Annotated in this window: 14 protein-coding genes; 5 read left to right on the top strand and 9 right to left on the bottom strand. The window is 71.1% G+C overall.

Annotated features, from left to right (window positions below; genetic code table 11):
* Positions 1-34: 34 nt before the first annotated feature.
* The 4 genes from DK389_RS20390 to DK389_RS20375 all read right to left on the bottom strand — a co-directional run bounded on the left by DK389_RS20390 (position 35) and on the right by DK389_RS20375 (position 2,612).
* Complete coding sequence (locus tag DK389_RS20390; RefSeq protein WP_109896656.1) at positions 35-334, bottom strand: hypothetical protein; 300 nt, start codon at positions 332-334, stop codon at positions 35-37.
* On the bottom strand, positions 331-1,812 hold the full coding sequence (gene gatA, locus DK389_RS20385) for an Asp-tRNA(Asn)/Glu-tRNA(Gln) amidotransferase subunit GatA (RefSeq protein WP_109892286.1): 1,482 nt from the start codon (positions 1,810-1,812) through the stop codon (positions 331-333). Before gatA ends, DK389_RS20390 begins: the two co-directional genes overlap by 4 nt.
* A 101-nt stretch (positions 1,813-1,913) precedes the next feature.
* A complete protein-coding gene (gatC, locus tag DK389_RS20380) occupies positions 1,914-2,201 on the bottom strand; it encodes an Asp-tRNA(Asn)/Glu-tRNA(Gln) amidotransferase subunit GatC (protein WP_109892284.1) in 288 nt (95 codons plus the stop codon).
* Positions 2,202-2,342: 141 nt separating this feature from the next.
* Complete coding sequence (locus DK389_RS20375) at positions 2,343-2,612, bottom strand: hypothetical protein (RefSeq protein WP_109892282.1); 270 nt, start codon at positions 2,610-2,612, stop codon at positions 2,343-2,345.
* 134 nt (positions 2,613-2,746) lie between these two features.
* Between DK389_RS20375 and DK389_RS20370 the strand changes: the two genes are divergently transcribed.
* Both DK389_RS20370 and ruvX read left to right on the top strand, forming a co-directional pair.
* The gene (locus DK389_RS20370; RefSeq protein WP_109892280.1) at positions 2,747-3,322 is read left to right on the top strand and encodes an SMI1/KNR4 family protein; all 576 of its coding nucleotides are present in this window, start codon (positions 2,747-2,749) and stop codon (positions 3,320-3,322) included.
* Between the two features lie 32 nt (positions 3,323-3,354).
* Positions 3,355-3,849, top strand: coding sequence for a Holliday junction resolvase RuvX (gene ruvX / locus DK389_RS20365; RefSeq protein ID WP_109892278.1), 495 nt, complete (start codon positions 3,355-3,357; stop codon positions 3,847-3,849).
* Here ruvX and dprA read toward each other — a convergent pair.
* From dprA to DK389_RS20345, 4 genes are read right to left on the bottom strand one after another with little or no spacing between them, the layout of a single operon-like run.
* On the bottom strand, positions 3,843-5,030 hold the full coding sequence (dprA, locus tag DK389_RS20360) for a DNA-processing protein DprA (RefSeq protein WP_109892276.1): 1,188 nt from the start codon (positions 5,028-5,030) through the stop codon (positions 3,843-3,845). The two genes, ruvX and dprA, sit on opposite strands and share 7 nt — an antisense overlap.
* Before the next feature lie 45 nt (positions 5,031-5,075).
* Positions 5,076-5,681, bottom strand: coding sequence for a glycerol-3-phosphate 1-O-acyltransferase PlsY (gene plsY / locus DK389_RS20355; RefSeq protein WP_109892274.1), 606 nt, complete (start codon positions 5,679-5,681; stop codon positions 5,076-5,078).
* Entirely contained in the window at positions 5,681-6,991 is a 1,311-nt protein-coding gene (locus tag DK389_RS20350) for a dihydroorotase (RefSeq protein WP_109896654.1), read from the bottom strand. Before DK389_RS20350 ends, plsY begins: the two co-directional genes overlap by 1 nt.
* A gap of 5 nt (positions 6,992-6,996) precedes the next feature.
* Positions 6,997-7,944, bottom strand: a complete 948-nt coding sequence (locus DK389_RS20345) for an aspartate carbamoyltransferase catalytic subunit (RefSeq protein WP_109892272.1) — start codon at positions 7,942-7,944, stop codon at positions 6,997-6,999.
* 197 nt (positions 7,945-8,141) lie between these two features.
* On the opposite strand from DK389_RS20345, the gene DK389_RS20340 reads away from it, so the two are divergent.
* From DK389_RS20340 to topA, 3 genes are all read left to right on the top strand, one after another.
* On the top strand, positions 8,142-9,023 hold the full coding sequence (locus DK389_RS20340; protein WP_236960194.1) for a cytochrome b/b6 domain-containing protein: 882 nt from the start codon (positions 8,142-8,144) through the stop codon (positions 9,021-9,023).
* 5 nt (positions 9,024-9,028) lie between these two features.
* On the top strand, positions 9,029-9,817 hold the full coding sequence (locus tag DK389_RS20335) for a molybdopterin-binding protein (protein ID WP_109896650.1): 789 nt from the start codon (positions 9,029-9,031) through the stop codon (positions 9,815-9,817).
* 182 nt (positions 9,818-9,999) lie between these two features.
* On the top strand, positions 10,000-12,723 hold the full coding sequence (gene topA, locus DK389_RS20330) for a type I DNA topoisomerase (RefSeq protein ID WP_109892270.1): 2,724 nt from the start codon (positions 10,000-10,002) through the stop codon (positions 12,721-12,723).
* Between the two features lie 16 nt (positions 12,724-12,739).
* Here topA and DK389_RS20325 read toward each other — a convergent pair whose 3' ends face one another.
* Positions 12,740-12,925, bottom strand: coding sequence for a hypothetical protein (locus DK389_RS20325; protein WP_109892268.1), 186 nt, complete (start codon positions 12,923-12,925; stop codon positions 12,740-12,742).
* Positions 12,926-13,037 lie beyond the last annotated feature (112 nt).

Below are 13,037 nucleotides of genomic sequence, written 5' to 3'. Positions count from 1 at the left end.
CAAGCGGTCAGTTACGGGCCGCCGACACGGAGGGTCAAGCGTGCGGCCGGATCGCCCGGCGGGCGACGAAACCCGCGCTCGCCCAGACGAGGGCGCCGATCGTCCGCACGGGGAAGAAGGTCGGCCCGTCGTGGCTAACCGGCGCCGGCCACGGGATCCCGACCGCCGAGATCGCCCAGGAGGCCAGCACCGAGACCGCGAGCGCGATGATCGCCGCGATGAAGACCTTGCCGAACTGACTCGCCGTCCAGCCGAGGTAGAGGGCGAGGCCGACGAGGACGGGATCGAGCGCGGCCCAGATCCAGACGGTCCAGGGATAATAGGGGACGCTCACGCCCACCATGCCTTCGGCAGGCTCATGCGTCCGGCCGCGTCCTCGACCGCCTGCGCGGTCGCGAACAGCGTCTCCTCGTCGAAGGGCCGGCCGATCAGCTGCAAGCCGAGCGGCAGGCCCTGCGCGTCGATGCCGGCCGGGACCGCGATGCCGGGAAGCCCCGCCATGTTCACGGTCACCGTGAAGACGTCGTTGAGGTACATCTCGACCGGATCGGCCGAGGCCTTCTCGCCGACGCCGAAGGCGGCGGACGGCGTCGCCGGGGTCAGGATCGCGTCCACCCCCGCTTCGTAGGCCGCCTCGAAGTCGCGCTTGATCAGGGTGCGGATCTTCTGGGCGCGCACGTAATAGGCGTCGTAATAGCCGGCCGACAGCACGTAGGTGCCGATCATGATGCGCCGCTTGACCTCGCGGCCGAAGCCGGCGGCGCGGGTGTTCTCGTACATCCCGACGATATCCTTGCCCGGCACGCGCAGGCCGTAGCGGACGCCGTCGTAGCGGGCGAGGTTCGAGGAGGCCTCGGCCGGCGCCACGATGTAATAGGCCGGCAGCGCGTATTGCGTGTGCGGCAGCGAGATCTCCCGGATCTCGGCGCCCGCCGCGCGCAGCCATTCCGCGCCCTGGTCCCAGAGACGCTGGATCTCGGCGGGCATGCCGTCGACCCGGTACTCCTTCGGGATGCCGATGGTGAGGCCCTTCACGCCGCGCGAGACGGCGGCCTCGAAGTCGGGCACCGGCAGGTCGACGCAGGTCGTGTCGCGGCTATCCGGGCCGGACATCGAGCCGAGCAGGACCGCGCAGTCGCGGACCGTGCGGGCGATCGGGCCGGCCTGATCGAGGGAGGAGGCGAAGGCCACCGTGCCCCAGCGCGAGCAGCGCCCGTAGGTCGGCTTGATGCCGACCGTGCCCGTGAAGGCCGCGGGCTGGCGGATCGAGCCGCCGGTGTCGGTCGCCGTCGCGCCGAGGCAGAGATGGGCCGCCACCGCCGCGGCCGAGCCGCCCGAGGAGCCGCCCGGCACGATCGGCGCGTCGGAGCCGTTCCGCCGCCAGGGCGAGATCACGTTGCCGTAGGCGCTGGTCTCGTTCGAGGAGCCCATCGCGAACTCGTCGAGATTGAGCTTGCCGAGCATCACGGCGCCGTCGCGCCAGAGATTGTGGGTGACGGCGGATTCGTAGTGCGGCTCGAAGCCTTCGAGGATCTTCGAGCCTGCGGTCGTGTGGACGCCGTGGGTGCAGAACAGGTCCTTGATGCCGAGCGGCAGCCCCTCGAGGGGGCGCCCCTCGCCCGCCGCGATCTTGGCGTCCGAGACATCGGCCATCGCGAGGGCGCGCTCGGGCGTCTCCAGAAGATAGGCGTTGAGCACGCGCGCCTTCTCGAGGGCCTCGATATGGGCCTGCGTCAGCTCGCGCGCAGAGAAATCCTTGGCCTTCAGGCCGTCGCGCGCCTCGGCGAGGGTGAGTTCGTTGAGTTGCGTCACGATTGTCCGTCCTCAGAGGCCCGCCTGCGTCTGCGGCCGGCCTGCCCGCCGGGCGGCGGGCGCATCGCAAGTGGCGGGCCTGAAGGCCCGGGCCTTCGGTCCTACTCGACCACCTTGGGCACGATGAAATAATGGTCCTCGGTCTCGGGCGCGTTGGCGACGACCTCCTGCGCCCGGCCGCCGTCCGTGACGACGTCCGCCCGCTTCTTCATCGCCATCGGCGTCACCGAGGTCATCGGCTCGACATTCGCCACGTCCACGGCGCCGAGCTGCTCGACGAAGGCGAGGATCGCGTTGAGCTCGCCCTGGAGCGGCGCCACGTCCTCCTCGCTCACCGCGATTCGGGCGAGGTGGGCGATGCGCCGGACTGTCTGTGCGTCGACCGACATGCTGCTGTCTTCATCCTCGCGGAGGAGGCCCGGTGCGGGGCGGCCGGAAGCGGCCTGCGGGGCTGTTTCCCGCGCTATAGCACCGGGTTTCGCGCGCCCGCAACGCGGGCGGCGCCGTCGCGCGAGCGAGCGCGTCCGCTCTCAGGTCACCACGTGGTTCGGAGTCACCGACATCTCGATCAGGATGCCGGGCCGCTTCGGATGGCGCTCGGCCTGCGCGAAGCCGAAGACCAGCGTCTCGAAGGCGAGGAGCAGCATCAGCTTGTGCCGGCGCGACAGGGCGCGTCGGCCCGCCGCCATCTCGGGCCGCGCTTCGGACGGAGCCCGCCCCACCGCCACGAAGGCTCCCGCCGGCACCGCCACGCGCCGCGCCGAGGCGACGAGGCGCAGGATCGGGCGGACCCGCGGCATTCGGCTCGGCGTTGTCACGGGCGACCTCGAACACGGTTAAGAAAACGTTAAACGCGACTATGGCCGAACAGGTCCCGGCCCCGCTACTGCAAGGTTTCGTTATGGTTAATGCGTCGGACGCACGGAGGGGCAGCATGTGGCAGTCGGTGTTCGAAGAGCTGCATCCGGGCTGTCCTTCGAGCGAGGCCGAGATAGCCCGGGCGGAGGGTGAACTCGGGGTGCCGCTGCCGGATTCCTATCGGCGCTTCTGCCGGTCATGCGGGGCAGGGCTCGCCGGCGGTCTGATCCGGATCGCCACGCCCCTGCCCTTCGAGGCCGCCGACCTCGTCGCCCGAGGGGCGCTGATCGCGCACAGCGTCGGCAGTGCCGCGCAGGCGCTCGCCGAGAACCCGGCCTTCGCGGACCGGCCCTTCCGCTTCGACGTCGCGGGCGACGATCCGAGCGTGCTCGATCGGGCCCTTTTCTTCGGCGAAACCGAGGACGGCGCCTTCCTGTTCTGGGACGTGCAGGGCACCGGCGAGTACGATATCTGGGTGATGGGCGCAGATCTCGAGAGCGTCCGTTTCGGCGCCGAGAGCCTCGACGAGCTGTTCCGCGATCTCCAGGGCCCGCGCGTCGCCGCCATCCTCGGGCCCGGGGCCGAGCCGCTCCCGTCCCGGTTCGAAGGCATCGACGAGGCGGTGCTGGCGCGGGCGGGCGCCACGGCGTAAGGCCGCCGCACGAGTGGGAACCCGGGTGCCGCGTGAACGCTGACGAGATCCTTGCCTTCGCCGAGGCTTCGCGCGGCGGCGCGCGGCTGATCGGGATCGACCTCGGCACGAAGACGATCGGGCTCGCCCTGTCGGACCTCGGCCGGACGATCGCGACGCCGTTGGAGACCATCCGGCGGGTCAAGTTCACGCAGGACGCGACGCGGCTCAAGCTCCTGTGCGGGCAGCATGCCGTCGGCGGGCTCGTGATGGGCCTGCCCCTCAACATGGACGGCAGCGCGGGACCCCGCGTCCAGTCGACCCGCGCCTTCGTCCGCAACCTGACGCCGCTGCTCGACCTGCCGGTCCTCTACTGGGACGAGCGTCTCTCGACGGCAGTGGTGACGCGGGCGCTGATCGAGGCCGACGCATCGCGGGCCCGGCGGGGCGCGCTCGTGGACAAGCTCGCCGCCACCTACATCCTGCAGGGCTGCCTCGACGCGATGCGCGGCCTGGATGCGGCCGACGAGGGCGAACAGGATTACTGACCGATGAGCGAGACGGCACCGCTGCCGTGGCGCTCGATGCGCCCGTCGAGCTCGAGTTCGAGGAGCGTGGTCTGGACGACCCGCACGCTGAGGCCGCTCGCGCGGGCGAGTTCGTCCGTCCCCATCGGGGTCGGGCTGAGATAGGCGATCAGGCGGGCGCGATCGTCCACGGCCTCGCCGAGGCCGGTGGGCGTGGCCTCGGCGAGGCCCTCGGCGGGGACGGACAGGGCGATCCCGTCGAGATCGATCTCGTCCCAGAAGATGGGCTCGTCCGCGAGGTCGGGCCGGTCGACGGCCAGGGGCGAGGCGGTCCCATCGTCGACTACCAGGAGGGCGAGGACGAGGAGGACGTGGTCGGGCTCGGCCACCAGCGTCGCGCCCTGGCGGATCAGATCGTTCGTGCCCTCCGCGCGCGGGTCGAGGGGGGAGCCCGGGACCGCGAACACCTCCCGCCCCTGCTCCAGGGCGAACCGGGCCGTGATGAGCGAGCCCGAGCGACGGGCCGCCTCGACCACCACGCTGCCGAGCGCGAGCCCCGAGATGATGCGGTTGCGCCTCGGGAAGTCGCGGCCGCGCGGCTCCCAGCCCATCGGCATCTCGGCGACCACGGCGCCTCCGGCGCCGAGGATCTCGTCGACGAGCCCGGCGTGATGGGCCGGGTAGATCCGATCCTGCCCGCCGGCGAGGACGGCCACCGTGCCGGTGGCGAGCGCCGCCCTGTGCGCCCGGGCATCGATGCCGCGGGCGAGGCCCGAGACGACGACGAGGCCGGCCTCTCCGAGAGCGCGCGCGAGGCGCTCCGTGAAGGCGAGGCCCGCGGCGGAGGCGTTGCGCGAACCGACGATGGCGACGGACGGCCGCCGGAAAGCGGCGGTCTCGCCCCGGATCGCGAGGAGCGGCGGCGCGCTGTCGGTCGCCTGGAGCGGCTTCGGGTAATCGGCCTCGCCCATCGCCGTCAGCCGCACGCCGAGCCGGGCCGCCGCCGCGATCTCGGCCTCGGCTTCGCCGCGCGTCGGCGGCGTGATGCGGCGGCCCCGGGCCGCGGTCAGGTCCGGCAGCGCGTCGAGGGCGGGGCCGGCCCCGCCGAAACGGTTGATCAGCCCGCGGAAGGTGCGCGGGCCGACGCCATCCGTGCGGATCAGGCGCAGCCAGTCGACCCGCTGAGCGTCGGTGAGCTGCATCCCCCCTCCTTGGCCCCTCCCCCAAGGGGCCGGCAGGCGGGCGCCTCAGCCCTTCTGCCCGATGCGCCCTTCGGTGCCGGCCATCAGGCGGCGGATGTTGGGCGCGTGCTTCCACCATAGCAGGGCGGCGAGCACGAGAAAGAGGAGGGCCGCGCGCGGCTCGCCGAGCGCCCAGAGGACGAAGGGCGTCGCCGCCGAGGCGACGAGGGCCGAGAGGGACGAGTAGCGCAGGGCGAAGGCGAGGCCGAGCCAGAGCGCCGCGAAGCCGAGCACCGCGAGCGGGCTCAGCGCCAGGAGCACCCCGATGAAGGTCGCGACTCCCTTGCCGCCCTTGAAGCCGAGCCAGGCCGGGAAGAGGTGCCCGAGGAAGGCGCCGAGACCGGCCGCCAGTGCCGCCGTCTCGCCGAACCGGGCGGCGAGCAGCACGGCGGCCGTGCCCTTCAGGGCATCGCACAGCAGCGTCGCCGCGGCGAGGCCCTTCCGACCCGTGCGCAGGACGTTCGTCGCGCCGATATTGCCCGAGCCGATCGCCCGGACGTCGCCGAGGCCGGCGATTCGCGTGAAGATCAGCCCGAACGGGATCGATCCGAGAAGGTAGCCGCCGACGAGGCAGGTGGCGAGAACCGCGAAGTCGGCTGCGCCCACGTCCATCAAGCCGCCTCGGAGAGGTCGTGGCCCTGGTGCACGACCTTGCCGCCCACGAGGGTGAGCACGGCCGCGCCCTGGAGGCGGGCCTCGTCGAAGGGCGAGTTCTTCGAGCGCGACTTCAAGTGCCGCTTGTCGAGGAGGTAGGGCACGTCCGGGTCGATCACGATGAGATCGGCCGGCGCGCCGACCGCAAGTCGGCCCGCCTCGCGCCCGAGGATCTCGGCCGGACGCGTCGTCAGCGCCCGCAGGAGTTGCGGAAGGGCGATGTCGCCGGTGTGGACGAGGCGCAGCGCCGCCCCGAGCAGGGTCTCGATGCCAAGCGCCCCGTCCGCGGCCTCGGCGAAGGGCAGGCGCTTCGTCTCGACGTCCTGCGGGTTGTGGTCCGAGACCACCACGTCGATCAGGCCCTCGGCGAGCGCAGCGACGACGGCGAGCCGGTCGGTCTCGTGCCGCAGCGGCGGCGAGAGCCGGCAGAAGGTGCGGTAATGGCCGATGTCGCCCTCGTTGAGGACGAGGTTGTTCACCGAGACGCCGCAGGTGACGGGGAGACCGTCCGCCTTGGCGCGGCGCACGATCTCGACCGAATCGGCGCAGGAGATCATCGCGGCGTGGTAGCGCCCGCCCGTGAGCCGGACGAGCCGGATGTCGCGCTCCAGCATCACCGTCTCGGCCTCGCGCGGGATGCCGTGGAGCCCGAGGCGGGAGGCCATCTCGCCCTCGTTCATGACGCCGTCGCCCACGAGATCCGGCTCCTCGGCGTGCTGCATCAGGAGCACGCCGAAATCCCGCGCATAGGTGAGCGCCCGGCGCATCACCTGCGCATTCGTCACCGCCTTCAATCCGTCCGTGAAGGCCACCGCCCCGGCCTCGCGCAGAAGGCCGAACTCGGTCATCTCGGCCCCAGCCAGCCCTTTGGTGATCGCGGCGGCCGGCAGGACGTTGACGCTCGCGGTGTCGCGGGCGCGGCGCAGCACGAAATCGACGATGGCCGGCCCATCGATGACCGGGTTCGTGTCCGGCATGCAGACCAGGGTCGTGACGCCGCCCGCGGCCGCGGCCGCGCTCGCGCTCGCCAGCGTCTCCCGGTGCTCGGCGCCGGGCTCGCCGACGAAGGCGCGCATGTCGATGAGGCCCGGCGCAAGGATGTGGCCGGCGCAGTCGATGATCTCTGCGCCGTCCGGCGCCGCAGGGACGCTGCCCCAGGCGATGTCGGCGATGCGGCCCTCGCGGACGAGGACGGCGCCGGGGCCCTCGCGGCCGATGGCGGGATCGATCAGGCGGGCGTTCGAGAGGAGGAGCGGGCGAAGCGACATCGGCATCACGCGTTCGGCAGGTGGGTCGCGAGGGCCTCCAGCACCGCCATGCGCACGGCGACGCCCATCTCGACCTGCTCCCGGATCAGCGACTGGGTCCCGTCCGCGATGTCGGAAGCGATCTCGACGCCGCGGTTCATCGGGCCCGGATGCATCACCAGGGCGTCCGGCTTGGCAAGCCGCAGCTTGTCCCCGTCGAGGCCGAAATAGCGGAAATATTCCTTCACGGACGGCACGAAGGAGCCGTTCATGCGCTCGCGCTGGAGGCGCAGCATCATCACGATGTCGCAGCCTGCGAGCCCCTCGCGCATGTTCGTGAACACCTCGACGCCGAAGCGCTCGATGCCGGTGGGCAGCAGGGTCGAGGGGCCGATCACCCGAACCCGGGCCCCCAGGGCCTGCAGCAGGATGATGTTGGAACGCGCCACCCGCGAGTGCAGGACGTCCCCGCAGATCGCGACTTGAAGCCCCTCGATCCCGCCCTTGTTGCGGCGGATCGTCAGCGCGTCGAGGAGCGCCTGGGTCGGGTGCTCGTGGGCGCCGTCGCCGGCGTTGACGACCGCGCAATCGACCTTGCGGGCGAGCAGATGCACGGCGCCAGCCGCGTGGTGGCGAACCACGATGATGTCGGGCCGCATGGCGTTCAGCGTCGCCGCGGTGTCGATCAGCGTCTCCCCCTTCTTCACCGAGGAGGAGGCGACCGACATGTTCATGACGTCGGCGCCGAGGCGCTTGCCCGCGAGTTCGAATGAGGATTGCGTGCGCGTCGAGGGCTCGAAGAACAGGTTGATCTGGGTGCGGCCGCGCAGGACGTTGCGCTTCTTCTCGACCTGCCGGGAAATGTCGACGGCGGCGTCCGCCCGGTCGAGCAGGCCCTCGATCTCGGGGCGGGTCAGCCCCTCGATGCCGAGCAGGTGGCGGTGCGGGAAGCTCGGGGTCACGGGCGCGCTCATGTCGAGGCCGGGCTATAGGTCGCCGGCAGGGGCGCCGCAAGGCTCGGCGCCCCTCGCCCCCACAAACTCGTGAGAGAGCGGCCCCTCGCAACATTCCGCGCCTGCCCAACGTAGACGCGTAACTCCGGCGATGCCGCGGCGAACGATTCGTCGCCGGCTCAGCGAGCATCCCGCCAGCCAACCACGAGCGCCCGCCCTTGTCCGTCTCATCGGCCCCGGCCCAGCCTGCGGAGGATCAACGCGATTCCGCGCGGCTCTGGATCTTCCGCCACCCCCTCGTGATCCGGCTCGCCCACTGGATCAATGTCGTCTGCCTCGTCGTGCTGCTGATGAGCGGCCTGCAGATCTTCAACGCGCATCCGGCCCTGTACTGGGGGGCGGCCTCGACCTTCGATGCGCCGGCCCTCGCCATCACGAGCGACGAGGGGGCGGGCGGGACTCCGCGCGGGATCACGCAGATCGGGACGCACACGTTCGATACGACGGGCTGGCTCGGCCTCTCCGCGGTCGGCGGCGAGCCGACGGAGCGCGCCTTTCCGGCCTGGGCAACGCTGCCGGCAGGCCAGGACCTCGCGACCGGGCGCCGCTGGCATTTCCTGTTCGCCTGGGCCTTCGTGATCAACGGCCTGATCTATCTCGCCTACGGAATCGGCACAGGGCAGTTGCGCCGCCGCCTGATCCCGGACGGGGACCAGATCCGCGACATCGGCGGCTCGATCCGCGAGCATCTGACCCTGCACTTCCCCGAAGGCGAGGAGGCGCGCCGCTACAACGTCCTGCAGAAGCTCACCTACCTCGTGGTCGTCCTCGTGCTTCTCCCGATCATGGTGCTCGCCGGCCTCGCGATGTCGCCCGGGCTCGACGCGGCCTTCCCGTTCCTCACCGAGCTGTTCGGCGGCCGGCAATCGGCCCGCAGCGTGCACTTCATCGTGGCGAACCTGCTGGTGCTGTTCGTCATCATCCACGTGCTGCTCGTGCTGCTCTCGGGCTTCTGGAACAACATGCGCGGCATGATCACCGGCTGGTTCACGATCCGGCGAATCCCGGGCGCGACGATCAGGACGGGAGAGAGCCGGTGAAGCACATCGCACCGCATCGCCGTCGCTTCCTGCGGGGCGCCGCCGGTCTCCTCGGCGCGGCAGCCCTCGGCGGCTGCGACCGTCTCGCAGAGACCGCCTTCGGCCGGCGCACCCTCAAGCTCGGCGAGGACGCGAACCTGTTCGTGCAGCGCCTGCTCCTGACGCCGCAATCGCTGGCCCGAGAATTCCCGGATTCGGCGATCTCCGCCTATTTCAAGCCGAACGGCACGATCGACCCGTCCGACGAGGCGTATCGCGCGCTCGTCGCCGACCAATTCTCGGGCTTCACGCTCGCCGTCGACGGTCTCGTCGAAGCACCGCAAGCCCTCAGCCTTTCGGATCTCCGCGCCCTGCCCGCCCGCACCCAGATCACGCGCCACGATTGCGTCGAGGGTTGGAGCTCGATCGGCAAGTGGACGGGCGTGCCCCTCTCCGAGATCCTGGGCCGTGCCCGCCTCAAGCCGGAAGCCCGCTATGTCGTGTTCCATTGCGCCGACACGATGGAGGTCGCCGGCGGCGGCCTGGAGGAGGGCGGCACGCCGATCCGCTACTACGAGAGCATCGAACTCACCGACGCCTACCACCCGCAGACGATCCTGGCCTACGACATGAACGGCAAGGCGCTCCCCGTCGCGCATGGAGCCCCCTTGCGCCTGCGCCTCGAACGGCAGCTCGGCTACAAGATGGCGAAGTACGTGATGCGGGTCGAGGTGGTCGCCTCCCTGGCGAGGCTCGGCGACGGACAGGGCGGCTACTGGGAAGACCGGGGCTACGAGTGGTACGCGGGGATCTGAGCGCCACTCGACCGGCTCGGCCCGGGCTCGATCGCCGGGCGGACGGCCGCGCGATTTGACATCGCGCCGCCCTTCCACCACTTCTGCCGGCGCAATGGCCCCTCCCCCGGAGGAGGCCGGCATCCGACACAATTGCATCTGACCGTCGCTGCGGTGGGCTCTGGCAAGAGGCTGACCCGTTCATGAAAGTCGTCGTCGTCGAGTCGCCGGCCAAAGCCAAGACGATCAACAAATATCTGGGCCACGATTACGAGGTCATCGCCTCCTTCGGGCACATCCGCGACCTGCCGGCCAAGGACGGCTCGGTAGATCCCGAGAACGACTTCCTCATGCTATGGGAGTTGGAGGATCGCGGCGCGAAGCGGGTCTCCGAGATCGCCAAGGCCGTGAAGGGCGCCGAGAAGCTCATCCTCGCGACCGACCCGGATCGCGAGGGCGAGGCGATCTCCTGGCACGTGATCGAGGCGCTCGCCGCCCGCAAGGCGCTGAAGGGCGTGCCGGTCGAGCGGGTGACCTTCAACGCCATCACCAAGGACGCGGTCCAGACCGCGATGCGCCAGCCCCGCGAGATCGATCAGGCCCTGGTCGACGCCTACCTGGCCCGCCGCGCGCTCGACTACCTCGTCGGCTTCAACCTCTCCCCGGTGCTCTGGCGCAAGCTGCCCGGCGCGCGCTCGGCGGGCCGGGTGCAATCGGTGGCGCTGCGGCTCGTCTGCGAGCGCGAATACGAGATCGAGACCTTCCGCCCCCGCGAATACTGGTCGATCGTCGCCACCCTCGCCACCGAGGCCGGCGGCGTGTTCGAGGCGCGGCTCGTCGGCGCGGACGGCAAGCGAATCCAGCGCCTCGACGTCGGCAACGGCGAGGACGCGGCGGCCTTCAAGCGTGACCTCGAACTCGCGACCTTCCAGGTGGCGAGCGTCGAGGCCAAGCCCGCCAAGCGCCACCCGCAGCCGCCCTTCACCACCTCGACCCTCCAGCAGGAGGCCTCGCGGAAGCTCGGCATGGCGCCGGCCCAGACCATGCGGGTCGCCCAACGCCTCTACGAGGGCGTCGAGATCGGCGGCGAGACGGTCGGCATCATCACCTACATGCGCACCGACGGCGTCGACATGGCGCCCGAGGCCGTCCAAGACGCCCGCCGCGTCATCGGGCGCGAGTTCGGCGACGCCTACGTGCCCGGTGCCCCGCGCAAGTACAGCACCAAGGCGAAGAACGCGCAGGAGGCCCACGAGGCGGTGCGCCCGACCGAGATGAGCCGACTGCCGAAGCAGGTCGCGCGCTACCTCGATCCCGAGCAGGCCCGGCTCTACGACCTGATCTGGACCCGCACTGTGGCGAGCCAGATGGAATCGGCCGAGCTGGAGCGCACCACCGTCGACGTGACGGCGAGCGTCGGCCCGCGCCGGATCGAGCTCCGCGCCACCGGACAGGTCGTGAAATTCGACGGCTTCCTAGCCCTCTACCAGGAAGGCAAGGACGACGAGGCCGACGAGGAGAGCCGCCGCCTGCCGCCGATGAAGGCGGGCGACCCGCTCCGGCGGGAGCGCATCACCGCGACGCAGCACTTCACGGAGCCGCCGCCGCGCTACTCGGAGGCCAGCCTCGTCAAGCGGATGGAGGAGCTCGGCATCGGGCGGCCCTCCACCTACGCGGCGATCCTGCAGACCCTGCGCGACCGCGAATACGTCAAGATCGAGAAGAAGCGCCTCGTCCCCGAGAACAAGGGCCGGCTCGTCACCGGCTTTTTGGAAAGCTTCTTCAAGCGCTACGTCGAGTACGATTTCACGGCCGATCTCGAAGGCCAGCTCGATCGGGTCTCGAATGCCGAGATCGATTGGCGCGAGGTGCTGCGCGAGTTCTGGCGCGATTTCTCCGCCGCGGTCGGCGGCACCAAGGAATTGCGGGTCGCCGAAGTGCTGGAGGCGCTGAACGAGCTCCTCGGCGCCCACATCTTCCCCGAGCGTGCGGACGGCTCGAATCCGCGGACCTGCCCGAATTGCGGTTCGGGCTCGCTCTCGCTCAAGCTCGGCAAGTTCGGCGCGTTCGTCGGCTGCTCGAACTACCCCGAGTGCAAGTACACCCGCCAGCTCTCGGCCACCGGTGTCGAGGGCGAGGGCGACGGCTCCTCGTCCGAGGGCGGCCAGCCCGGCGTGCGCGTGCTCGGGACCGACCCCGCCACGGGCCTGCCCGTGACGCTGCGCGACGGCCGCTTCGGCCCCTTCGTGCAACTCGGCGAGGCATCCGCCGAGAAGGGTGCAGAGAAGCCGAAGCGCTCGTCCCTCCCCAAGGGGCTGGCCCCGTCGGCGGTCGATCTGGAGCGGGCGCTGCGCCTCCTGGCGCTGCCCCGCGAGGTGGCGCGCCACCCGGAGACCGGCGAGCCGATCCTGGCCAATCTCGGCCGCTTCGGGCCCTACGTGCAGCACGGCAAGACCTACGCGAACCTGGGCAAGGACGACGATGTCCTCGAGATCGGCGGCAACCGGGCGATCGATCTCATCGTGGCCAAGGAGCAGGGCGGCGGGCGCGGGCGTCCGGCCTCGGATCCCGGCCGCGCTCTCGGCAAGGACCCGGCATCGGGCCGCGAGCTGACGGTGAAGGCCGGCCGCTACGGTCCCTACGTCACGGACGGCGAGGTCAACGCGACCCTGCCGAAGGCGATCAGCGCCGAGGCGCTGACGCTGGATGAGGGTATCGGCCTCGTCAACGCCAAGCGCGCCTCGGGCGGCGGCAAGGCTTCGGCCCGCGGCCGCAAGGGTGCGGCCGCTCGCGGCAAGGCGCCGGCCCGGAAGGCGGCGTCGGAGGGTGAGGAGGCGGCACCGAAGAAGCGCGCGGCGGCCAAATCCGCGACGAAGGCCGGCGCCAAGGCGAAGCCGGCCGCCAAGAAGACGGCGGCCCGGGGCTGAGAGCGGGGCCTTTGCCTCAGACGAGGTAGGTGATCGTCGCCGCGAGCGCGGTCGCGAAGGTCGCCATCGCCAGGGTTGCCGGGGTGAGGAAGGCGGCACGCGCGGCGTCCCTCGCCTCCTCCGCGAAGCCGAATGCCTCGCCGGCGGCGCGCTCGTAGCGCGCGAGCGCGATGTGGCGGGCCTGAGCGGCGGCGTTGCTCATCGGCGTCCTGCTCCCTCTGTCTCCGTCGCGGCGGGGCGCGATACGGCAAAGCTTTGCCGTGACAATGCGCGAGCGCACATAAAGGTTCCCTGAACCGGCATGGACCCCGCGA

This window comes from Methylobacterium durans (genome assembly GCF_003173715.1).
In the GTDB taxonomy this organism is placed as follows: domain Bacteria; phylum Pseudomonadota; class Alphaproteobacteria; order Rhizobiales; family Beijerinckiaceae; genus Methylobacterium; species Methylobacterium durans.
This window is presented reverse-complemented; position numbering and strand designations above follow the sequence as displayed.

Coding starts and splice junctions, on each gene's coding strand:
- DK389_RS20345 (WP_109892272.1), bottom strand. CDS start 7,944: ATGAGCGCGCCCGTGACCCCGAGCTTCCCGCACCGCCACCTGCTCGGC.
- DK389_RS20375 (WP_109892282.1), bottom strand. CDS start 2,612: ATGCCGCGGGTCCGCCCGATCCTGCGCCTCGTCGCCTCGGCGCGGCGC.
- DK389_RS20370 (WP_109892280.1), top strand. CDS start 2,747: ATGTGGCAGTCGGTGTTCGAAGAGCTGCATCCGGGCTGTCCTTCGAGC.
- topA (WP_109892270.1), top strand. CDS start 10,000: ATGAAAGTCGTCGTCGTCGAGTCGCCGGCCAAAGCCAAGACGATCAAC.
- plsY (WP_109892274.1), bottom strand. CDS start 5,681: ATGGACGTGGGCGCAGCCGACTTCGCGGTTCTCGCCACCTGCCTCGTC.
- gatC (WP_109892284.1), bottom strand. CDS start 2,201: ATGTCGGTCGACGCACAGACAGTCCGGCGCATCGCCCACCTCGCCCGA.
- DK389_RS20325 (WP_109892268.1), bottom strand. CDS start 12,925: ATGAGCAACGCCGCCGCTCAGGCCCGCCACATCGCGCTCGCGCGCTAC.
- DK389_RS20350 (WP_109896654.1), bottom strand. CDS start 6,991: ATGTCGCTTCGCCCGCTCCTCCTCTCGAACGCCCGCCTGATCGATCCC.
- dprA (WP_109892276.1), bottom strand. CDS start 5,030: ATGCAGCTCACCGACGCTCAGCGGGTCGACTGGCTGCGCCTGATCCGC.